This window comes from Streptomyces boetiae, assembly GCF_031845405.1.
GTDB lineage: Bacteria > Actinomycetota > Actinomycetes > Streptomycetales > Streptomycetaceae > Streptomyces > Streptomyces boetiae.
The window spans coordinates 1-427 of sequence record NZ_JAVREN010000131.1; the positions used below are offsets into that span (position 1 = coordinate 1).

Sequence of the window (427 nt, forward strand, 5' to 3'; positions counted from 1 at the left end):
GCCCGGGTGACGGCGCTCGACGTGTCCCGGCGGGCGGTGCTGGCCACCCGTCTCACCGCACGGCGGTCCCACCTGCGGGTGCGGGTCCTGCGGGGTGACATGGCCTCGCTCACGGACAGGTCCGGGGACGTCGTCGTCAGCAACCCCCCTTACGTTCCGTCACCGTCCACGGCGGTGCCCACGCGGGGGAAGGCGCGCGCGTGGGACGCGGGCCGCGACGGGCGGGCGGTGCTCGACGGGGTGGAACGGCGGCTCGACCTGCTCGTGGACGAGAGCGACGGCGTCGTCCTGGGCGCGCTGCGGATACCGCCGGCGGAGCCGGACGCGCCGCAGGAACGGAGCCTGGACCCGGCCGCCCACCCGTGGCTGCGCACCTGCCAGACGCTGGTCCGCACGCTGGCGCCGTCCCGGCCCGCCAGGGCGGCCG

General features: G+C 77.8%; 1 protein-coding gene. It reads left to right on the top strand.

The genetic code is table 11. The annotated features are described in order from the left end of the window. A partial coding sequence (locus RM780_RS27710) for a methyltransferase (protein ID WP_311633649.1) occupies positions 1-427 on the top strand: 427 nt, incomplete at both ends.